Origin of the sequence: Enterococcus sp. DIV0755f (genome assembly GCF_051713725.1) — a bacterium.
Lineage (GTDB): Bacteria > Bacillota > Bacilli > Lactobacillales > Enterococcaceae > Enterococcus_D > Enterococcus_D casseliflavus.
The window spans coordinates 1,451,230-1,472,519 of sequence record NZ_JBIOQL010000001.1 but is presented as its reverse complement, the minus strand read 5'-3'; the positions used below and the strand labels follow the sequence as shown (position 1 = coordinate 1,472,519).

General features: G+C 42.2%; 21 protein-coding genes and 1 pseudogene. 4 read left to right on the top strand and 18 right to left on the bottom strand.

The window, feature by feature from the left end; translation table 11 throughout:
* Nucleotides 1–74 precede the first annotated feature (74 nt).
* The 6 genes from IGI73_RS06610 to IGI73_RS06585 form a co-directional block, all read right to left on the bottom strand.
* The gene (locus tag IGI73_RS06610) at nucleotides 75–890 is read right to left on the bottom strand and encodes a MetQ/NlpA family ABC transporter substrate-binding protein (RefSeq protein ID WP_438759165.1); all 816 of its coding nucleotides are present in this window, start codon (nucleotides 888–890) and stop codon (nucleotides 75–77) included.
* A 5-nt stretch (nucleotides 891–895) separates the two neighbouring features.
* Complete coding sequence (locus IGI73_RS06605) at nucleotides 896–1,564, bottom strand: methionine ABC transporter permease (protein WP_010748069.1); 669 nt, start codon at nucleotides 1,562–1,564, stop codon at nucleotides 896–898.
* The gene (locus tag IGI73_RS06600) at nucleotides 1,551–2,276 is read right to left on the bottom strand and encodes a methionine ABC transporter ATP-binding protein (protein WP_428206323.1); all 726 of its coding nucleotides are present in this window, start codon (nucleotides 2,274–2,276) and stop codon (nucleotides 1,551–1,553) included. The genes IGI73_RS06605 and IGI73_RS06600 overlap by 14 nt, the downstream gene beginning before the upstream one ends.
* 11 nt (nucleotides 2,277–2,287) lie before the next feature.
* Nucleotides 2,288–3,304 carry a lipoate--protein ligase gene (locus IGI73_RS06595; RefSeq protein WP_087627375.1) on the bottom strand — a complete coding sequence of 339 codons (1,017 nt, stop codon included), beginning with the start codon at nucleotides 3,302–3,304 and terminating at the stop codon, nucleotides 2,288–2,290.
* A 239-nt stretch (nucleotides 3,305–3,543) separates the two neighbouring features.
* A complete protein-coding gene (locus tag IGI73_RS06590; protein WP_005225867.1) occupies nucleotides 3,544–4,920 on the bottom strand; it encodes a hemolysin family protein in 1,377 nt (458 codons plus the stop codon).
* Nucleotides 4,921–5,032: 112 nt separating this feature from the next.
* Complete coding sequence (locus IGI73_RS06585) at nucleotides 5,033–6,148, bottom strand: AI-2E family transporter (RefSeq protein ID WP_010748066.1); 1,116 nt, start codon at nucleotides 6,146–6,148, stop codon at nucleotides 5,033–5,035.
* A 143-nt stretch (nucleotides 6,149–6,291) separates the two neighbouring features.
* On the opposite strand from IGI73_RS06585, the gene IGI73_RS06580 reads away from it, so the two are divergent.
* Nucleotides 6,292–6,726, top strand: a complete 435-nt coding sequence (locus IGI73_RS06580; protein WP_428206324.1) for a GNAT family N-acetyltransferase — start codon at nucleotides 6,292–6,294, stop codon at nucleotides 6,724–6,726.
* Nucleotides 6,727–6,793: 67 nt separating this feature from the next.
* Here the strand turns inward: IGI73_RS06580 and IGI73_RS06575 are convergent, their stop codons facing one another.
* The 4 genes from IGI73_RS06575 to recX all read right to left on the bottom strand — a co-directional run bounded on the left by IGI73_RS06575 (nucleotide 6,794) and on the right by recX (nucleotide 10,482).
* Nucleotides 6,794–7,756, bottom strand: coding sequence for an N-acetylmuramoyl-L-alanine amidase (locus tag IGI73_RS06575; RefSeq protein WP_428206325.1), 963 nt, complete (start codon nucleotides 7,754–7,756; stop codon nucleotides 6,794–6,796).
* A gap of 160 nt (nucleotides 7,757–7,916) precedes the next feature.
* Nucleotides 7,917–8,450 (bottom strand): nucleoside tri-diphosphate phosphatase, encoded by a 534-nt coding sequence (ntdP, locus tag IGI73_RS06570; protein WP_005225863.1) that lies wholly within the window; start codon nucleotides 8,448–8,450, stop codon nucleotides 7,917–7,919.
* Between the two features lie 93 nt (nucleotides 8,451–8,543).
* Nucleotides 8,544–9,695: an A/G-specific adenine glycosylase gene (mutY, locus tag IGI73_RS06565; protein ID WP_428206326.1), complete on the bottom strand. Its 1,152-nt coding sequence runs from the start codon at nucleotides 9,693–9,695 to the stop codon at nucleotides 8,544–8,546.
* The gene (recX, locus tag IGI73_RS06560) at nucleotides 9,688–10,482 is read right to left on the bottom strand and encodes a recombination regulator RecX (RefSeq protein WP_213357066.1); all 795 of its coding nucleotides are present in this window, start codon (nucleotides 10,480–10,482) and stop codon (nucleotides 9,688–9,690) included. Before recX ends, mutY begins: the two co-directional genes overlap by 8 nt.
* Nucleotides 10,483–10,596: 114 nt before the next feature.
* Between recX and rlmD the strand changes: the two genes are divergently transcribed.
* Entirely contained in the window at nucleotides 10,597–11,973 is a 1,377-nt protein-coding gene (rlmD, locus tag IGI73_RS06555; protein WP_428206328.1) for a 23S rRNA (uracil(1939)-C(5))-methyltransferase RlmD, read from the top strand.
* Nucleotides 11,974–12,044: 71 nt separating this feature from the next.
* Here rlmD and IGI73_RS06550 read toward each other — a convergent pair whose 3' ends face one another.
* The 5 genes and pseudogenes from IGI73_RS06550 to IGI73_RS06530 form a co-directional block, all read right to left on the bottom strand.
* Entirely contained in the window at nucleotides 12,045–12,596 is a 552-nt protein-coding gene (locus IGI73_RS06550; RefSeq protein ID WP_428206329.1) for a hypothetical protein, read from the bottom strand.
* Between the two features lie 16 nt (nucleotides 12,597–12,612).
* Nucleotides 12,613–12,927, bottom strand: a complete 315-nt coding sequence (locus tag IGI73_RS06545) for an ABC transporter permease (RefSeq protein ID WP_438759286.1) — start codon at nucleotides 12,925–12,927, stop codon at nucleotides 12,613–12,615.
* 240 nt (nucleotides 12,928–13,167) lie between these two features.
* Nucleotides 13,168–13,751 (bottom strand): annotated as a pseudogene (locus tag IGI73_RS06540) (ABC transporter permease); the annotation flags it as partial.
* A 62-nt stretch (nucleotides 13,752–13,813) separates the two neighbouring features.
* Complete coding sequence (locus IGI73_RS06535; protein WP_086292217.1) at nucleotides 13,814–14,488, bottom strand: ABC transporter ATP-binding protein; 675 nt, start codon at nucleotides 14,486–14,488, stop codon at nucleotides 13,814–13,816.
* On the bottom strand, nucleotides 14,472–15,701 hold the full coding sequence (locus IGI73_RS06530) for an efflux RND transporter periplasmic adaptor subunit (RefSeq protein ID WP_428206330.1): 1,230 nt from the start codon (nucleotides 15,699–15,701) through the stop codon (nucleotides 14,472–14,474). The genes IGI73_RS06535 and IGI73_RS06530 overlap by 17 nt, the downstream gene beginning before the upstream one ends.
* 244 nt (nucleotides 15,702–15,945) lie before the next feature.
* Here IGI73_RS06530 and IGI73_RS06525 point away from each other — a divergent pair, with 244 nt between their 5' ends.
* Nucleotides 15,946–17,091, top strand: a complete 1,146-nt coding sequence (locus IGI73_RS06525) for a sensor histidine kinase (protein ID WP_438759160.1) — start codon at nucleotides 15,946–15,948, stop codon at nucleotides 17,089–17,091.
* Between the two features lie 18 nt (nucleotides 17,092–17,109).
* Nucleotides 17,110–17,787, top strand: coding sequence for a response regulator transcription factor (locus IGI73_RS06520; RefSeq protein WP_428206332.1), 678 nt, complete (start codon nucleotides 17,110–17,112; stop codon nucleotides 17,785–17,787).
* Nucleotides 17,788–17,932: 145 nt separating this feature from the next.
* Here IGI73_RS06520 and glyS read toward each other — a convergent pair whose 3' ends face one another.
* From glyS to IGI73_RS06505, 3 genes are read right to left on the bottom strand one after another with little or no spacing between them, the layout of a single operon-like run.
* Nucleotides 17,933–20,005, bottom strand: a complete 2,073-nt coding sequence (glyS, locus tag IGI73_RS06515; RefSeq protein ID WP_015509543.1) for a glycine--tRNA ligase subunit beta — start codon at nucleotides 20,003–20,005, stop codon at nucleotides 17,933–17,935.
* Nucleotide 20,006: 1 nt separating this feature from the next.
* The gene (glyQ, locus tag IGI73_RS06510) at nucleotides 20,007–20,918 is read right to left on the bottom strand and encodes a glycine--tRNA ligase subunit alpha (protein ID WP_005225852.1); all 912 of its coding nucleotides are present in this window, start codon (nucleotides 20,916–20,918) and stop codon (nucleotides 20,007–20,009) included.
* 15 nt (nucleotides 20,919–20,933) lie between these two features.
* A complete protein-coding gene (locus IGI73_RS06505) occupies nucleotides 20,934–21,173 on the bottom strand; it encodes a hypothetical protein (protein WP_015509542.1) in 240 nt (79 codons plus the stop codon).
* Nucleotides 21,174–21,290: the final 117 nt, after the last annotated feature.

The window sequence follows — 21,290 nt, the reverse complement described above, 5'->3', positions numbered from 1 at the left end:
GACAAGAAATCCCTTTGACTATTCTCTTTTACAGAGTTAGGCAAAGGGCGTTCTTTCCATTTGATGGAAAGAAATTAAAATGCTGGCAATAAGGTATCGCTATGGTCGTTTTCTAAAAATTCGCGAACCTTATCGCTAGTCATGGCACGGCGCAAAACGGCGATTTTTTCAGAATCTTGATTGTCTTCTCGAGCAACCAATGAGATAGCAAAGCGATCATCGATCGTTTTTTCTAAGAAAAGGGCATCGGCTGGTTTCAAACCGATTTTCGCGATATAGGTTGGGTAGTTGTATACCAAGGATACATTCGGTTCATCATAGGCTTCCGCAAGATTCAGTAAATCAACAGATAACCATTCAAAGTTTTTGGGATTTTCGGTAACGTCTTTAAGTGTTCCATTGACACCAACGCCTTCTTTAAGAGTGATCAATCCTTCTTCTGCTAAAATCGCTAACGCTCGACCTTCATTGGACACATCATTCGGCAATGCGACTTTCGTTCCTTCTGGAATATCATTGATATCCGTATACTCTTTGGAATAAAAACCGACTTTTGCGTTGTAGATTTTATCTAACGCCACTAGGTTTGCATCTTTTTCTTCATTATACATTTGCATATATGGTTCATGTTGCGCAAAGTTGGCATCGACCTCGTCATTATTCAGCAGCTCATTGTACTGGATATTGTCATTGACTTGGACCAATTGGATTTCCCAGCCATCTTCCACTGCTTCAGCTGCAACCTTTACGACATCGGTCATTGGTGTCGTTTGCGAAGCGACCTTGATGATTTTCTCTTCGCTCGCCTCATCCGAACTCGTACCGCAAGCCCCCAATACACCTAATGCCAATACACTCAATCCTAAAACAAATCTTTTTTTCACATTCATTCCTCCTATTTTCGTTTATCAAGTTTTCTTGCTGCTTGATTGCCAATCCCTTGCAGGATAAAGACCAAAAGAATCATGATGATAATTGCAAAATACATGACGCCATATTCGTAGCGTTGATAGCCATAGCGGATCGCAAAATCGCCGATACCGCCGCCGCCAACGATCCCCATCACTGTTGAATAAGAAACCATGCTGACTGCTGTCGTCGTTAAAGATAAAATCAAGCCGCTTCTAGCTTCCACTAGTAAAAACGACCAAACGTATTGCCATTGACTGACGCCAAGGGATTTCGCCAAATAAGAAACTTCTTCTGGGACATCCAGCAGTACTTGCTCCGTCAAGCGAGCAAAAATACTCATAGCAACGATACTCAAAGGGAAACTGGCGGGAATCGGTCCAAATGAGCTGCCTAAAAGCATTCGCGTCAGTGGGATCAAGGCTACGACAAATAATAGAAACGGAAACGAGCGGATGATCGTCACAACGAGATTCAAACCCTCATAAAGAAATGAGATTTTTTTTCCACGACTGCGGCTAAGGAAGAGCCAGACACCTAGCGGTAGTCCTAAGACAATGGCTGCGAGCATCGAAATCCCCATCATGATCGCTGTTTCTTTCAAAGACTGAAGTAATTCAGGCAGATAATACAAAATACTCTCACTGATCGTCATGCAGCAAACTCCTCTCCACTTTGTCCACATAAGAGCTTTCTTTGCGGACAATTGGCTGCGGATGATTGACAAATTCCGCCGCAAAGACGGCATCTTCCAATACAAACACACGTTGACAAATATGTCTGACTGCGGTTAGCTCATGACTAACGAAAATGACTGCTGGCTGAAACGTCTGTTGAACTTTTTGCAGTAAAGCAAGTACATCGGCTTTCGTATCTTCATCCAGCGCACTAGTGGGTTCGTCACACAGCAAGATTTTCGGCTCACGGATCAACGCCCGTGCGATAGCTACTCGTTGTTTCTCCCCACCGCTCAACTTGGCTGGATAACTGTCAGCTTTGTCTTCCATCCCAACAAATGAAAGCATCTCCAACACCTTCTCCGATGATTTCCCCATTAACTTCAAGGGCAAATAGACATTTTCAAAAACGGTTCGATTGTGTAGCAGATTGTAATTTTGAAAAATCATGCCGATTTCCTGCTGCGCATGTAGCAGTTGCTTTTTGTTTAAGGGATCGATTCGTTTCCCGTCAAAGAGCAGCTCCCCACTGTCAGGTGTCTCAATTAAGTTCAAAAGCCGAAGCAACGTTGATTTCCCCGAGCCGCTTTTGCCGACGACCCCAACGATTTCCCCCGGCTGAACAGCAAAAGAGAGACCATCTAGGACGTTTCGATCGTAACGCTTTGTGATGTTGATGGCTTCTAGCATCTTTTTTCCTCCTAATCAAACAGCAACGCAAGAAATTCAGCGTTAGTCATCTGATGGATAAATTGCTCGATGGCAATATCCTTTAGCAAGCGGCTGATGGTGTTTTGTTCAAAATCAATACCTTGCAGCATCGCTTCAAGTTCACTGATCTCTTTTTGTCCAAAAAAATCACCGGTAATTTGAATCGCTGCAATCTTGCCTTTGTTGACAGTAAAATCGACTTCAACGATCCCAACCTGCGCAAACCGCTTTCTTTTTTGCCATTCAAAAGCAGGCGCTTCATTAAAAATCCACTCATTGTTCGCGTAACGTTCTTCAAACAACGTTTGGATTGCTTGGCGATCCGCATCCGTCAAGACGATCTCTTGCTCACTGATTTCATCAATCGATTCTACTTCATAGATTCGGCAAAGGAGTGTGTCTCGAAATGCCTTGGTATCCATTGATTGGTATTGTTCTGCCAAATACGGTTTAATATTCGTCACACTTTTCCGTACGGATTTCGTTGCTTTAGAGGCAATTTTTTCTTGGGCAACGTGTAGGACTTTTGTTAATTCTTCTAGATCCACATCATACATCAATGTGCCATGAGAATACGTTCGACCTTTTTTTGTATACATCGCATTGCCAGAAAACTTTTTCCCATCAATGAACAGATCATTGCGGCCATGCACTTCTACCTCCTTGGCTCCCATTGCCGCTAAGCCTTTCATGATCGGTTGTGTTGCACTTTGGTAGTCACCAAAACTCGTGGCATCTTTTTTGGTGACAAAACTAAAGCTCATGTTGCCTAGATCGTCATAAACTGCTCCACCGCCAGATGTCCTGCGAGTCAACACGATATTGCGACTCCTTAAATAGTCAAAATCAATCTCTTGATACGCATTTTGATTTCTGCCGATTATAACACATGGTTTTTGTATGTATAACAGAAGACAAGGTTCTGAAACATCTACGTTATTCATTAAATACTCTTCAGTTGCCAAATTGTAACGGATATCCTCACTAAGCATACGGTAAAATTTCATTTCAAGCCCCTCGTTCTTATTAGATTTCTATGGATATTCTCGCTTTTCTTACGGAAAATTGCAATCAAACTGCTTAACGATAAGATACACATGTTTTTTTATCTGTTTTTAAACTGTATTATTGATTAGATTTATCGTAACCGTTTCTTACAAACAAATCAAGGGGAATAAGTAAAAAAAAGGAACAAAAAAGACCAAAGCAGTTGCCTTGGTCTTTCTCATTTCATTCATGCGGAACTTTAACGGCGAGGCTCATCTTCCTCAAAATCTTTGCGGAAATAGCGGCGTTCTTCTTCTGGTTCCACTTCGCCTTCTTCTGGATCATGGAAGATTACACGGATCTTCAAGACACGTGATCCTTCCATTTCTTCAGAAATCAATTTCACGTTATCGACTTCAAAGGAAAGTTTTTCTCCTTCATCTGGAATCATTCCTAAAGCAGTGATCAGGTAGCCTGCCATCGTATCGACGTCGCTCATATGCAAGCTCATATTGAAAGCTTCATTGAAATCATCGATCAGCATCCGACCTTGGATCACGTATTCTTTATCAGAGATTTTTTCATAAAGCTCTTCGACCTCATCGGATTCATCATCGATCTCACCGACGATTTCTTCAAGCAAGTCTTCTAATGTAACTAACCCAACGACTCCGCCGTATTCATCAAGCAAGATCGCCATTTGGTTTTGGGTTTTCTTTAATTCATAAAGCAAATCATCGATAAAGACTGTTTCTGGAACAAACAGTGGTTCTTGCAAGATCTGCTTGATGTCCATTGTTTCAAAGCCGTATTTGTAGGCACATTTCAAAAGATTTTTGGTATGCAAAATCCCAACGACTTTGTCTTTATCTTCATTATATACAGGAATACGAGAATAATTTTCTGCTAAAATTTCAGTCAAAATTTCTTCTACTGAGTCATTGATATCCACCATAAAGGCAGAAGTTCGAGGAACCATGACTTCACGGGCGACTTTCGTATCTAATGAAAAGATCCCTTGCAGCATCTCTAATTCATCTTCTTCAAAGACCCCTTCTGTTTCCAACATATACCGCATTTCATCACGGGTCATCTTTGTGTCTTCATCGTCAAATTCCATTGGAGTGATCCGCGCCAATAAGCTTGTTGAAGCAGATAAGAACCAGACGAAGGGCTTTGCAATAATCCCGATCGTTCGAATCACACCAGAAGTGAACTGGGCAACTTCTTCTGATTTGTTCATGGCGATACGTTTTGGATACAACTCACCGAAAACGATCGACACATAGGTCAAGATCGCTAAAACGATAATGTTCGCTAAGCTTTTAGCCGCCGTTCCTCCACCTAATAAAGGTGCCAGACGGGTCGACAAGGTATCTGCCAGAGATGCCCCAGATAAGATATTCACCAAGGTAATCCCAACTTGGATCGTTGACAAGAAATTTGTTGGATTATCAATGATTTTCAATAATTTTTGTGATTTGACATTTCCTTCTTCCGCTTTTTGCTCCACACGGTTTTTGTTGACTGAGACGACTGCGATCTCAGAGGCCGCTAGAAAAGCGTTGATCAATGTCAAAACGATCAATAATAAAATTTGCGCTAGAAGCGACTGACTCTCGGGGTCAGCATTCATAATAGCATTCTCTCCTTATTTTTTCATATTCTAAAAAAAATCGTGGGCTTAGCCCACGATAAAATCCTATCACAAAGTTTTTTTCTTTGCAATAAAAAACACCAGTCATTGATTACTCGATCAACCGTTCTTGATTTTTCTTGATTTTGTCATCTTTGATCAGACGAACAATAAAGACCACGATCGTCCGACAAATTGCGTAAAACGGTACTCCTAAGAAAATTCCCAGCAAACCTGCCAGATTTCCAGCGACCAATAAAACCAAGATGATCGTTAATGGATGGATCGCTAATGATTTTCCGATCACATTCGGGTAGATAACATTTCCATCTAATTGTTGGACGACTAGTACCACGACACAGCACAGCAATGCGCGGAACGGTTCATCAAAGACCGTTACTAAGACTGCTGGAATCAAGCCAAGATACGGACCTAAATAAGGAATCAAGTTTGTGACCCCTGCGATCACCCCAAAAAGAAAGGCATAGTTGACGCCGATCATCCAGTACCCAATAAACGTGAAGGTAGCGACAAAAATACATTCGATCGCTTGCCCACTAATGTAATTGGATAGTGTCTTGTTTAAATCACCTAGCAACCCAACAATCTGATCTCGTCTTCTTTCTGGAAAGACTGTTTTCAGATTAGGAACTAGCTTTTCTCCATCCTTCAACATATAGAAAAGGATGAATGGGACTGTAACGATGATCATCGTCGCGGAAGCAATCGTACTGACGATCGATCCTAAGCTAGTGGATAACCCACTAAGAAACTGCTGCAGCAAAGAACCATAAGAAAGATTTAGGTTTTCTAACTGCTGCGCGATATCGATTTGTTTGAAAAATGGATCATCTGCGATTCTTGAGATCCAGCTTTCCATATTTTTGGCAAATGTTGGAATATTTTCCGCCAATGAAGTAATCTGACTCACCAGATTAGGAATAACGCTGACGAAAATCAAGATGATTGCTGCTACTAATAACAATAGAACCAATATGACAGCAAACAGTCGTTTTATTTTTGTCGTTTTCATCAAAAATAGGACGATTGGATTTAGCAGATAATACAGAAAGCCAGCAATCAATACTGGTGCAAATAAAGTAGAAAAAAACGTGCCGATCGGTGCAAATAGAAAATTGACTTTACTTAACACAAACACGAGTGTCACTAAAACCAATGCTTCCAATGACCAAAAGAACAGTTTTGATTGTTTGAATTTGTCGAACAAAAGATTCCCTCCCTTTTTTATAACATTATAGTTGATTTTGTAAAAAAAAGCTTGCGACTTTAGCCGCAAAAAAAAGAAATTTGTAAAAAAAGTGGTATACTAATAAAAATAACGGAGAAATCATAGCTGAGGTGAGTTTTTTTATGCATATCGCACAAACAAAAGATACGCTAAGTGAGATCTATTTGGCGTCATTGAAAATACGAAATCAAGTGTTCGTGAAAGAGCAAGGGGTTCCATTAGCATTAGAAGTAGATGAAAATGAGGCATTGGCTGTTCATTTCGTCTTATATGACGATGACAATGAAGCAGTCGCAACCTTACGTTTTTTACCGACCTCTGATCATGAGGTGAAATTACAGCGAATGGCGGTGCCAGCTGCTCATCGAGGTTCAGGCTACGGCAGGCAGTTGATCGAGGGAGCGGAAGCTTTCATTCAAAAACAAGGAATCAAAAAAGTCACGTTAGGGGCACAGTTAACTGCCAAAGAATTTTACTTGAAGTTAGGCTATCAGCCTGAAGGCGATGTTTTTTTAGACGCGGATATGCCCCATATCAAAATGAGCAAAACCTTTTAACGAGCAGTGATTACTTAAAACAGCGACCCCAAAACAGATCCTTCCTCTGTTTTGGGGTCGCTGTTTTTTATTCCTCTGCTTCAACGATCTCTTCAATCGCTGTCAGCAACGCTTGCGCCACCCTTTGATCATAGCCTTCACTTGTAATCACCGCTAAATCAGTGTCACTGTTCAAATAACCTAACTCCAACAAAACTGCTGGAATATGTTGCTCTCGTAAAACATAATAGTTACCAAAACGAGTGCCGTTGGAACTCAATGCCACTGAACTACTCAAACTGGAAGTGATCGTTTCTGCCATCTCTTTTGCCCCAGTATAGTAATAGTAAGTTGTCAGTCCTTGATTGCTGTTTGGTAGCTCTGAATTGTCGAAATGAATGCTGATAAATAGATCTGGTTCCTCCGAGAGTGAAGCTGCAGTAATTTCAGACAGCGCTAAATAGCGATCTCCGGTGCGTGTATAACTGACTTGAATTCCCGCTTGGGTCAGTACTTCGCCGATGGTTTGGACGGTGGCTAACGTCAAATCTTTTTCCATGATCGTTTGATCCGTTGACAGTGCCCCAGAATCTTCGCCGCCGTGCCCCGCATCAAGAACGACTTTAAAGTCTGACAATTTTTTTGGAGTCTCCGAAAGTGGAACTTCTTGGATGGATGCAGAATGCTTTTCAATGTAACCCGTTATTCCATCGTCAGTTTGGATTTCAACCATCTCTTCTGTTTGACTAAGTACGGTTGCCCAACTTCCACGGTGGATCTTCCCGATGACGGTTTCTTGACTTGTTGTCTGATAAATCGATACATAATCGTTCTCACTTTCAATCGCTGCATCGTATTCTGAGGGATCCACGTAAATTTGGACCATGCTTGCCGTTTGTGCGACCTCTTCTGCTTGAGCGTCCGACTCGGTTTGAGCCGTGCTTTTTTGGGTCTCTTCTTGAACAAAATGATCATTTCTCAACACAGCAAAACCTGCCGCAAAAAGTAGAATCATGGTAGTACCGATAACAAGCTTCCCTTTTTTCTTCATTTGCTTCCCCCACTTTTTTCTTGGTCTTTCTATCATGGGACTAGCAGCTTAAACAGAACTTAAAGGCAACTGCTAGAAGCAACCCTCTCACAGCACAAAAAAACTTCAACCGAAATGGTTGAAGTTTCTCGGGAAAAATGAGCGATCCGACCCATTTCACTTATTTTTGAGACAACTGCTTGTAGCGATCATACCAAATGTCCACATACCCTTGCGAAAAGGGTCCTTTGCCATTATTGATCCAATCTACTAAAATTTTGACATTTTCTTTCAAGATAAAATCAATGTCTTGCGGATATTGCATAATCTTACTGTGCAATTCATACTCATCCACATCTAGTAAACGTTTCTCGCCATCAGGAAATACTTTGATATCAAGGTCATAATCGATATATTTCAATGCCTCTTCATCAAGTAAATACGGTGAAGCAAGATTACAATAATAGGAAACCCCCTTTTCTCGAATCATTGCAATAACATTAAACCAGTATTTTTTATGAAAATATACAATTGCTGGTTCACGGGTAACCCAGCGTCTTCCATCTGATTCGGTCACTAATGTATGATCGTTGACCCCTATCACTGAGAATTCACTGGTCTTTAAGACCATCGTATCCCGCCACGTTCGATGCAAATTGCCGTCATGTTTGTAGCTTTGAATGCTGACAAACTCTCCTTCTTTTGGAACTCGCATAGCAACCCTTCCCTCAGCAAGAAAACTTGCGTTTTGTTTGGGTGTTCATTACACCGACATCGTTAATATTATAGCAATAAAAGAAAGCTTTGCCTAGAAATCTTTATCGAGTTTCTGATATTTCTTCAATTGATCCACCAATTTCTGCTGGGGTTTTGGGAAAACATAGTTTTGAAAGGATTCTTTTGCTGCCCATTCGCTGTCTTGTAATGTGAGCTCTCCACGTTTTCTGCCGTAAAATAAAAGGACGTGCCATTTCAAATGACTAAAGATATGAGTGATCTCGCCAAAATGTCGTTTTTGCCAAACGACAGGCAGATCAGGAAAAATTTCGAGCGCATCATCTTCGGCAATCAAATCCAACTGCAGCTGCTCCTCTTTTGCCCATGTTCGCTGCAGAGCCTCGTACTGTTCTTTCGTCACTTCTACCAAAGGAAAATGCCACATAGAAGCCAATAAGCCTGTTTCAGGTCGCTGCACGAGTAAAAACGAGCCTTGATCTTCGATGGCGCCTGCGATGTAATAGACATCTTTTGGCTTTGCTTTTTTCGATTTCACTGGAAAGTCTGTTTGTCGATTCTCCGCATAAGCAAGACAATACTGACTGATGGGACACTCTTCACATTTCGGTGTGGTGGGTGTACAGATTCGTGAGCCAAGATCCATCAAGGCTTGATTAAACTCACCAGGTTCATCGGGGGAAATGATCGTTCTCATCGCCTCGTCGAATGGTCTTCGGCTGCTGGCTTTCGCAATATCTGCTTCGATACAAAATAACCGACTGACGACCCGCATCACATTTCCATCGATTGCCGGTTCTGGCAAGCCAAAAGCAATACTGCCAATGGCTCCAGCTGTGTAGGGACCAATTCCTTTTAATGAGCGAATCTCTTCAATTGATTGGGGCATTTCTCCGTCGAATTCGGCAACGATTTGCTTGGCGGCAGCCTTAAGGTTACGGGCACGAGAGTAATAACCTAAACCTTCCCAAACCTTTAAAAGCTTTTGTTCTTCGGCTGCCGCCAAGTCTTGGATCGTCGGGAATTGTTCCATAAAACGATAGAAATAGCCAATCACTGTTTCCACTCGTGTTTGTTGAAGCATGATCTCTGAGATCCAGATTGCATACGGATCGTTGGTCGCCCGCCAAGGCAGATTGCGTTTTTCTTTATGATACCAAGTTAAAAATGTTTCTTGGAACGTCTTGATTTTTTCTTCATCCCAAGTTTCCCATTGCTTACTCATCCACTACTTCCTCATCTAAGAATCGTTGTATATCATCGATGGCAAACCCTTTTTGATAAAGGCCTTGCTTGATTTTCATTTTTCGTTTCATCAACGGTAACCGCTGATGCCGCCGCATAAGTCGGGCACCTTCTCTTTGGAGCGCTTCATTTTCTTGGTCCTCATCTTTTTCCATCGGTAATTCATCCAAAATCATCTGAATGACTCCTTGATGAAAACCTTTTTGCATCAAATGCATTTTTATCTTTTGGATCATTTCTTTATGGCTTTTGTTGTGAAAACGACGCATCGCTTTTTCAGCCGTATGATAACCGACTTCAAACTGCATTTCCTCGGTATACAAAGGCAATACTTCCTGAATCACGGAATCTTTTAATCCTTTTTTTCTCAATTGCTGACTGATGACCACGGGTCCTTTATCACTCATGCGGACTTGGGTGCGAATGTAGCTTTCTCCGTAGTTTTTGTCATCGATCAAATTCAACTCTTTCAGACGTTCAACGACTAAGTCTCGGTCTTGTTTTTCGATTTCTTTGTCTTTCAAATAGGTACGGACTTCCATTTCAGAACGCAGCTGATAGCTGATATAGTTCATGGCTTGCTGCAATCCTAAATCAAACCCCGCACTTTTTTTGATTTCTTTTAATTCTTCTTCACTCAGTTCCTTGCCTTTTAATAGCCGAAAACGGACCAAAAGATCTTCTGAGACCCGCAGCGTTTCACCTTCTGATGTCGCCACTTCATAAAATGGTCCTTTTCCTTTATTGATACGAATAATTGTATTCATCTTCTTCACCTCGCGAACGTACATTCTATTTTACCACAACTACGATGAAATTCCTTCTAATCAAGCTGAAAAAATGTGGTAAAATGAACTGACTATTTTTTTTAAGGAGTTCACATGGCAAATACACAAGTCCAGCTTGGACAAAAACTACAACTAACGATCAAACGCTTGGGGATCAACGGAGAAGGCATCGGGTATTACAAAAAGTTGATCATCTTTGTTCCCCGTGTTCTGCCGGGGGAACAGGTCATTGCCGAAGTCACCAAAGCATCTCCCCGCTTTGCTGAAGCCAAGATGACCAAAATCATCAAGCCAAGCAGCGATCGCATCCAACCACCCTGCAAGTTTTACGACCGGTGCGGCGGCTGCCAATTGCAGCACTTAGTCTACGACAAACAATTAGACTTCAAAAAAGACCTATTGAAACAAGCACTTGAAAAATTTAAGCCAAAAGGCTACCAACAGTTTGAACTAAGGGATACTTTAGGCATGGATGTTCCTTGGCATTACCGCAACAAAGCACAATTTCAATTGCGTTACAACAGTCAAACCAAACGAATCGAAGCGGGTTTATACGAAATGGAGTCTCATCGCTTAGTCGCCATTGATGATTGCCTCGTACAAGAACAAGATACGCAAAAAGTGATCAACGGCATCGTCCAATTGTTGAATAAATACCAGATCCCGATTTACGATGAACGCAAAAACAGCGGGATTCTAAGGACATTGATGGTTCGTATCGGGATCGCGACTGGCGAAGTTCAAGTCGTGTTTATTACCAACTCTGTCAAACTGCCGCAAAAAAATGCGCTGATTCGCGAGATCAATCAGCGCTTGCCGCAAGTCGTTTCCATCATGCAAAATGTGCAAAACAAAAAAACGTCCGTCGTCATGGGAGAGGAAACGATTCATCTTTGGGGCAAAGAAGCGATCGAAGAACGGTTGAATGAACTGACCTTCGACTTGTCCGCCCGCGCATTCTTCCAGCTGAATCCACAGCAAACCAGCATCTTGTATCAAGAAGGGTTAAAAGCCCTTGACTTGAGCAAAAATGAAACAGTCGTTGATGCCTATTGCGGTGTGGGAACGATTGGGTTGAGCGTGGCTCCTTATGCCAAAGAAGTCCGCGGCATGGACATTATTCCTCAAGCAATTGAAAATGCCCAAGAAAATGCACGCCGCATTGGTGCCCAAAATACCCATTATGAAACGGGAACTGCTGAGGAGCTCTTACCAAAATGGTTCAATGAAGGCTTCAAACCTGATATCATCATTGTTGATCCGCCAAGGACAGGCTTGGATGAACGATTATTGCAAGCTTTGCTGAAACAACCACCGAAGAAGATGGTCTATATATCTTGTAATGTTTCTACTTTAGCAAGAGACTTGGTCCAATTAGCCAAAGTGTTTCACGTAGAATATCTGCAATCAGTAGATATGTTTCCACAAACCGCCCGCTGCGAAGTAGTGGTAAAATTGACTCGCAAATAATCATTGGCCTGACAAATCATCTTGTGATTTGTCAGGCCAATATTGTTTTCGTTGTCTTTTAAGCATAACGATTAATTGATTTGTAAGACGGGGACTTTCGTGGCAATAAAGGTGTCCCCTACTCGCTGCCCATAAAGACTTACCGATCGTTCAAGCTGCAGATCCGCACGTGACCCCTCCACGATTCGAGAATTATGCGATTGTGCATCATATAGAATTACTTTTATCTCAGTCTCGCTAGTAATCGTAAATTTGAGTTTTTCTTCTGAAGATATTGCGATATCGATTTCCTCATCCCCTTCAGTTCTTGTAGAAAAATTGGTTATCTCTAGTTCAAAATGATCCCCATCCATAGATACAAGAATGCCCGTTTCATCTGCTTGTGCCAATTCCTCATTCGCTCGCTCTGCATCAGTCTGAGTCACTTGTTGCGCTTTTGTCTGATCGGTTTGATCGTGATTATTTTGGGTCTCGTCTCCACTTTGACTTGTTTGCGTTTGCGGCGTATTTATTTGGTTGTTGATCGGTACGTTGTCGTTGTTTGTCTGTGGGTCATTCGCAGCAACACCACAACCACTAAGTAATGCCACAAACAAGATAATTGCTGTTTGTTTTTTTATCATAAAAAACACCTTCCTTTTATTCATAGCGTAATGCTTCGATCGGTTTTAATTTCGACGCTTTATAAGCGGGTAAGTAACCAAAAATAGTACCGATCAGCATTGAAAATGACACACTGATCAAAATGGATAACAATGAGATCGTCATCGGATACTCTAACAGACGCAAGGCGATCAGACTGATCAACAGACCGACGAAGATGCCAATCAGCCCGCCGATCACCGATAAAACGATTGCTTCTGTCAAAAATTGCTGCAAAATCACTTTACGTTTGGCACCCAATGCTTTCTTCAAACCGATCTCTCTGGTACGCTCTGTCACACTGACCAGCATCGTATTCATTACACCGATCCCACCGACGAGTAAGGAAATGCTAGCAATTCCCCCCAGCAAAATCATATTCGATCGATTGATATCATCGGTCATTTTCTGCACTTCATCATAGTTGCGGATGGAAAAAACAAAATCTGAAGGCGGAATACTCTTGGTCAATTCATGGCTGGCTTGAACGACTGCTGATTCTAAGACGTCCGCATTCGTCGCCTGAAACAGCACTGTTGGCCTTTGGTTGAGCTTTCCTTCGACGAAACTTTGGCTGCCTCGAGGGATGAAGACATATTTTCCTGACAGTTGCTCCGTGTCAGAAACAGCTACGCCAACGATGCGAAAGGGCGTCCCATTGATTTCGATCAGTTGATTGATAGGATCACGATAGGAGAAAAAAATTTCCGCCAAATCTTTCGTAATCACCGCAACTTGCTTTTGTGTCTGCAATTCGGTTTCAGTCATTGCTCTGCCAGCAAGGATCGTATGGGCAAAATTTCAAAGAACCCGCCATCCATGCCTAGCACTGTCGTATCGGTTTGCTGGTCTCTATGGAAAACTGTCAGATTAGCTTCATAGAACAAGCTAACGTTCTTGGCGTGATCAATGGTCAGCAACTTTTGCAGCTCTCCTTCTGATAGTTGCGGGGCATAATCAGGCAAACGATCATTTCTGCCGCTTTCGCCCGCTAAAAAAGCACTTCTGGCGTCATATTCAATCCGCATCGAGTTAGTATCACCACCAATCAGCTGCTTTTTCATGTTCTCAGTATTTCCGTTGATGATACTCACAATGGAAATGATCGAGGCAATCCCGACAATGATTCCTAGCATCGTCAACAAGGAACGCAAACGATGCTGGTAGATTGCGTGAATGGCTAAGCGAATATTTTCGGTCATCTTGTGCCCTCCTCAACAACTTCACCATCTTTAATGACGATTTGCCGCTTTGCATAGTCCGCGACTTCTTGTTCGTGTGTAATCAAAACCACTGTTTTTCCTAGATGGTTCAGCTTAGTAAATAGCGCCATGATCTCATGACTATTAGCGGTATCTAAAGAACCCGTCGGCTCATCCGCTAAAATCACATTTGCTTCTCCTGCTAATGCCCGAGCGATCGCTACTCGTTGTTTTTGCCCCCCTGACAACTGATTGATCCTAAAATCGATCCGATCCCTCAATCCGACACTTTCTAAGGCGTGAATTGCTCGAGTCGTTCGTTCTTCCTGATTGACACCAGCATACAAGAGCGGTAAGGCAGCATTTTGTAAAACGGATAGTTTGGGCAACAGTTCAAAATTTTGAAACACGAAGCCGATTTTTTGATTGCGGATCTCGGACAGTTCATCTTCACTCATTTGACTGGTATTTTTACCATCAAGTAGATAGCTGCCCGTTGTTGGCGTGTCTAAACAGCCAATAATATTCATCAAGGTCGACTTGCCTGATCCTGATCGGCCCATGATGGAAACAAACTCGCCAGCATTGATTGTTAAGTTGATTTTTTTCAAAACGTGAATTTCGCTAGTGCCCTGTGGGAACGTTTTGCAGACATCAATCAGTTGGATCATTTGGTTTCACATCCATTCCTTCTTGGATCCGAACTGTTGGGAAGACGAGCACCACTTGCATATCCAGTTCACTTTCTAACAGATACATGGCTTCATCCGTTTCATCTTCCATGATTTCCACGGATAGTTTACTGATTTTATGGTCCTCAACGACGTAGATGAAGGGCCTATCTTCTTCATAAAACACGAAAGATTTGGGCAGCTTGATCGCGGTTTGCTCTTCCTCAATGCGTTCTACAAAACAATGGATGCCAATACTAGGTGGCTCTTCACTTTCATCCAAAACGACCTCAAAACTAAATTGCGACAAATTGGGGTTTGCGCCTTGTTCTTCAACCACTACCGAAGGCTCTTTCATATCCCCAACTCGGGTGATCTTTCCAGTCCATCGCTGACTGCCGCCATTACGGTCTCTAAGTTCAACCTTTTGACCAGGCTCAAGTTGATTGCGGCGAAATTCATCCACAGTCCCTTTTAAAAAGAGCCGACTGGTATCAACGATCGTCATAAAAGGATTCTCTGGAGTTGCTTCACTTGCGCTTCGATTCATTTGTCGCTCGTCCACGTCTTTAACGATTCCATCAATTTCGGCTTCCACGACGTCTGAGCCATGTTGCTCTTTGACTGAACGTAGTTCTAATTCTGCCCGTTCCAGCTCTAATTCGGCATCGCCAATGCTGCTTTCCAAGTTTTGCGCTTCTAGCAGTAATTGACTTTGCTGCATTTCCAAATCGGTTTTACGATCTTCCAGCCCTTCTTTGTCCTCTTCTTCCGCACTGGCAATTTTTTGTTTCGTCTCCTCCAGCTGATTCGTGACCTTATTGTATTGTTCCCATTTTTGATTCGTTTGCCGTCTTGCTTGTTCCACAGCTCTCGAGCGATTTGCCGTCGCCTGTTCTGCTTCTTTAATGGCCAAAGCCCCCTCAGGGTTAGAGTAAACAAAAAGAGCTTGCCCTGCTTTGACTTGATCCCCTGCCTCTACTTTTTTCTCAACAACTGATCCTTTTGAGCTATCCACCTTGACTTCAACCGTTCTTGCTGGTTCAACGACTCCTACTAAGTAAAAATCTGCTCTCGGTTGCAGATCTTGCAAAGTTATTTGAGTGATGGAAGGTTCTTCACGACGAGCAATCCCCCAGGCACTCGTCCAGCCTAAACTGCCGATGATCAGTAAACTACTGATGATCATGAAACTCTTTTTTGATTTGTTCATATGCTTTCTCAAACATCTCACCTTCCTGATTGGTTAATCGAATGACCACCTTTATTTAACCATTGAATCAATTTCCGTTTTGAACGTTTCTCTTAATATCCGCTGAAGATTTCTTAAGAAAATAGAATTTTTCTATTCTTTTTTTATTAATATGAAGAATTATTAAGAAGAATTAGCTATTCGCTCTTACTCCTCTTTGCTATAATCAAGAAAGAATCAAGAACGAGTTAGAAAGGACTGTTTCATGCGTAGTAAATATTCTTCATTTGTCTTTTTTCTGGTTGGCTTCTTCTTATTGGTAGGAGCCTTATGGCTATTAAAGGAAACGAGACTCATTCAAATGGTGCTGGATAATTTTTTTTCAAACCTCGTTTTACAGGAAGTTGTGGAATCAAGTGATGGCGAAGGCGGGATGATCCTTGGTACATTTGTCGACTGGCGCCCTGTTAAACAATTGTTCTTGGCTTTCTCCCTCTTTCTCGTTTTTGCCGTTATCTTGATTTGCTATTTTATCTATCGTTATGTTTCAAGGAAAAAAATTGCAAGGATCGCCGAAGGAATTCAGCTCTTTTTCTCTCAATCGGAAGCAAGTTCGACGGGCAGCCTAGCGATCGATCACGAATTATTAAAAATAAAAGATTCGATGAACCGCAATGAGGCTCTTTTAAAGGAAGAAACACAGCGCACTAAGGACTTGATCACCTATTTGGCGCATGACTTAAAGACTCCCTTAGCTTCAGTGATCGGCTATCTCAATCTATTGTTGGATACGAAAAACTTGACCAATGAACAAATGACGCAATCCTTGACGATTGCTTTAGAAAAGTCTGAGCGTTTGGAAACGCTGATGAATGAATTTTTCGACATCACCCGTTTTAATCTGCAAGACATCCAATTGTATCAACGGGAACTTGATTTCGTCTTCTTACTGAAGCAAATCCAAGAAGAATTCTATCCGCTGCTAAAAGAAAAAGAACAAACCATCTGCTACTCTGGACCAGAGAGCTTGAAATTAAAAGCCGATAGTGAACAGTTGGCGCGAGTGTTAAACAATCTGTTAAAAAATGCCATTGCCTATGCGCCTGATCAAACCACGATCACAATGCAGCTAACCGTGGACGAACAAGCAGCAACTTTTATCCTAGCGAATCAAAGTGAGCCGATCGAACAAGAACAATTAGAGGCATTATTTGAAAAATTTTATCGTCTGGATCAAGCTCGTTCAACCAAGACAGGTGGAGCAGGTCTCGGATTGGCGATCGCCAAAGAAATTATTTTGGCGCATCAGGGAACGATCCGAGCTGCTAGCAAGAACAATGAAATTCAAATGATCGTCACATTGCCTTTAGCGACAAACCAACACGAAAAAACTAGAAAGTCAGTTAACTGAAAAGGAAGGTCAATACGAGTGGAAAAGATACTTTTAGTTGAAGATGAAAAAGAAATTTCAGATTTGATTGCCTTTTATTTACGAAACGAAAATTTTTCTGTCATCATTTGTGCAGATGGGCATGAAGCTCAGGTACAGATCGAGCAAAACAGCTTTTCTTTGGCGATTCTTGATGTCATGCTACCAGATATCACTGGCTTTGACCTGTGTAAAATCATCCGCAAAAAGCATCATTACCCAATTATTATGTTGACAGCTAAATCCGAGGAGATCGATAAGATCACTGGTTTGACAATTGGTGCCGATGATTACATCACCAAGCCCTTTCGTCCGTTGGAAGTGATCGCTCGGGTGAAAGCTCAGATACGCCGCTCGACTCAATACAACGGCTCAGATCAAAACAAATTGATCGTGAGGGAGTTGGAATTAGATGTCAATAAGCGAAAATGTTTCTTGCAAGAAGAAGAACTTTCCCTGACGCCGATCGAATTTTCCATTTTAAAATTATTGATGGAGCGAAAAGGCCAAGTGGTAAGCTCAGAGGAAATGTTTCAAGAGGTTTGGGGCGAAAAATATTACACGTCTTCCAATAATACCATCATGGTCCACGTTCGAAACCTTCGGGAAAAAATGCACGATACCCACAAGAAGTCCTCTTATATCAAAACCGTTTGGGGGATCGGCTATAAAATTTAACACCAAAAGCCGTCCTTTCATTGTACGAAAAGGACGGTTTTCTTGGGACTGAACACAAGTAAATCGAGAAACATAGAAAAAAGCTGGAACTGATTCTTTCAGTTCCAGCTTTTTTTATTTAGAAACGTGCAACTGCAAGCTTCTTTTATTTCGTAATCAAAGCATCTAAACTAGCCACTGCCAGACTCATCTTCGCGATTTTATCCAACAAGGCAAAACGGTTGCGGCGAATCTGTTCATCTTCCACCATGACCATTGTTTGATCAAAATAAGCTTCGATCAATGGGCGCAGTGCCACTAAGCTTTGGTAGTTTTCTTCCATCGTTTGATGTGGGAACTTGTCCTCTACTGTTAAGACCGCTTCATACAAGGCAGTTTCAGAGTCGTTTTCAAACAAGGCAGGATCAATTGCTGCTTGATCCAATTCGGCTTTTTTCGCTAAATTGATCACCCGTGTCAAAGCTTCCATCGATGGTTTGAAGTCGTTGTCTTGCAGATGTTCTCTTAACATTTGAGCCGTTTCAAACAACGTACTGATGTCTGCTTGACGTGCGCCTAAGACAGCTTCGATGACATCATGACGCGTATTTTTGCTGAGTAAGAATTGACGCAGACGACCTTTCACAAAATCGGTCACTTGTTCTTGACCAGCGGCAAGTTGAATCCCAAAAACTTCTGGTTGAGCATTAATGGCTTCCCGAATTTCTTCTTGCAACTGAGCAAATGGGAAGTACCAGCGCTTTTCAGCTAAGATGCGGATAATCCCGTAGGTTTGACGGCGTAAAGCATAAGGATCGTTTGAACCGCTTGGAACCATATCAACAGCGAAGAAAGCAAGTAAGCTGTCTAATTTATCCGCAATCGCTAAAACAGCCCCGATTTTTGATTGTGGCAGCTCGCCTTCTGCTGAGATCGGCATGTAGTGTTCACGAATCGCTTGGGCAACTGCTGGTTTCTCTCCTTGGATCAGGGCATATTTTTCCCCCATGATCCCTTGCAACTCAGGGAATTCCCCTACCATATTGGTCACTAAATCAAATTTATAGATTTGAGCTGCCCGTTGAAGGTCGGTCAGTTCTTCTTGTGTTAAACCAACGGTCTTCCCGATGATTTGCGCTGCTAGTCCGACACGTTGCATTTTTTCATATAAGCTGCCGATTTTTTCGTGGAAGGTGACTTGCTTAAGTTTTTCTACGCAATGGTCAATGGTCAGCTTTTTGTCTTCATTGTAGAAAAACTCAGCATCTTCTAGACGAGCGGTCAGGACTTTTTGGTTTCCTTTGATGACATTATCGATCTTCACAGCATCCCCGTTGCGGGCAGAGATGAAGTGCGGCAGCAATTCTCCGTCAAGGGTGCGGACATCGAAGTAACGTTGATGTTCTTTCATAGAAGTAACTAATACTTCTTCAGGGACAGAAAGATATTTTTCTTCAAAGTCCCCTACAAAGGCTGTTGGGTATTCAACTAGATTTGTCACTTCTTCTAGTAAGTCTTCATCTAAATCGATCCGCCAGTTGTTTTCTTGAGCGATCGCATTGATTTGTGCGGTGATCATTTGTTGACGTTCGCTTGGATCAGCGATGACAAATTGATGCTTCATTTTTTCCAAATAGTCGTCCGCATGATCAAACGTGACCGCCTCACCTAAGAAACGATGACCTTTTGACTCGCGACCGGTAACAATATCAAGGATTTGGAAAGGAATGACTTGCTCACCAAAGAGTGCTACGATCCAATGAATTGGTCGGATATATTCAAAATCGTAGTCTGCCCAGTGCATCGTTACTGGGAACGTCAAACTCGTGATTACTTCCTGCAATCCTTTCAATACCTCAACGGTTGGTTGACCTTGGGTATGTTTTGTTACATAGACATACTCAACACCTTTTAATTCACGGAAGGTGATGTCATCGGTTGTCAATCCTTGTCCACGAACAAACCCTTGAGCTGCTTTCGACCAATTGCCTGCTTCATCTAACGCGATTTTTTTCGCTGGTCCTTTGACCTCTTCTTGCGTATCCGCTTGTTTTTCAGGAATACCGGTGACATAGACAGCCAAGCGGCGAGGTGTGGAATAGGCTTCGATCGTTGTATAAGGCAACGCATGAGCATCTAAGAAAGCTGCCGTTTTTTCTTGTAATTGTTTCATACTTGGGGTTACGACATGCGCAGGTAATTCCTCTAAGCCGATTTCTAATAATAGGTTTTGTGCCATCTTATTTTCCCTCCTCAATCAGTTTTTGCGCCACTTCTGGATCAAGCAATGGATAACCGAGGTTTTCCCGTTCTGCTACAAATAGTTTTGCTACTTGACGTGCCATGTTACGGATACGTGCGAGGTACCCAGCACGTTCAGTGACGGAGACTGCGCCACGTGCATCCAACAAATTGAAGGTATGGCTGCATTTTAAGATATAGTCGTAAGCTGGATGAACTAAGCGTTCATCGATACAGCGTTTTGCTTCTTTTTCAAAACGATCGAAGTTCCCTAAAAGCAAGTCTTGGTCACTGACTTCAAAGGAATATTTTGAATGTTCATACTCAGGTTGGCGGAAAATCTCACCATATTTGACACCTGCAGACCATTCAAGATCGTAGACACTTTCAACTTCTTGAATATAAGATGCTAGACGTTCTAAGCCGTAAGTGATCTCTGATGTCACTGGCTTACATGCTAAGCCGCCGACTTGTTGGAAGTAAGTAAACTGAGTGATCTCCATCCCGTCTAACCACACTTCCCAACCAAGACCTGCACAACCCATCGAAGGATTTTCCCAGTTATCTTCGACAAAACGAATATCATGTTCTAATGGATCGATCCCTAAAAGACGCAGGCTTTCTAAATAAAGCTCTTGGATATTTTCAGGAGAAGGCTTCATCACGACTTGGAACTGGTGGTGCTGATACAAACGATTTGGGTTTTCCCCGTAGCGGCCATCAGCTGGACGGCGAGAAGGTTCTACGTAAGCGGCGTTCCATGGTTCTGGACCGATTGCACGTAAAAATGTGTATGGGCTCATGGTCCCAGCCCCTTTTTCTGTATCATAGGCCTGCATCAGCATACAGCCGTTTTCAGACCAGAATTTTTGCAGGGTCAAAATCATCTCTTGCACAGTTAGTTTACTCATCTTTTTCTTCCTTTCTTATAACGCATTGACAACAGGATAAAATTCGACAACTGATCCAGGGATCAATTTCACTTCGACCACGACATCTGCTTCTAAAACATCCGATAAGTCGTAAAGCATTTGGTCTGGACTCGTTGTAAATTCATGTAAAAGCTGTTCATCCTTTAAAAGGCGAACTTGCAATGGAATACTTGCTAATACTTTGAGCTTTTTTTCGGTAAACGCACTTGCTGGAATCGTCATATCAAATAACATAAAAACCCTCCTTTGTTTTTGGCTATTCTTGGTGTGAAACATAAAAAAGTCCCTATATCTATACACTTTGTATAGATATAGGGACGATAAATTCGCGGTTCCACCCTACTTCCGACA